Consider the following 315-nt stretch of genomic DNA (forward strand, 5'->3'; position numbering starts at 1 on the left):
CCGGCTGCTGGAGGCCGTGAGCCGGGCCTATGACGGCGACATCGTAATGATCGACAGCTCTTGTGTCCGCGTCCATCAGCATGGGGCGGCGGGCAAAAAGGGGGGCCTGCCGATCCTTGCATGGGACGTTCAAGAGGCGGCCTGACCACCAAGATCCATGCCCTCGTGGATGCCGAAGGCCGACCCGTGCGGCTCGAACTCACCGCTGGGCAGGCGGGCGACGCACCGGTCGCCACCAAGCTCCTCGAAGCCGTCGCGCCTGGTGCGACCGTTCTCGCGGACAAAGCCTACGACACCGACGGCATCCGCTCGTTT

At 66.7% G+C, this 315-nt stretch carries 1 pseudogene; it reads left to right on the plus strand.

Going from position 1 to position 315, the window contains the following annotated elements:
- Window positions 1–315: pseudogene (locus tag O5O54_RS22305) on the plus strand (transposase); the annotation flags it as partial.

The sequence above is a fragment of the Aureimonas sp. SK2 genome, assembly GCF_029813115.1.
GTDB lineage: Bacteria > Pseudomonadota > Alphaproteobacteria > Rhizobiales > Rhizobiaceae > Aureimonas.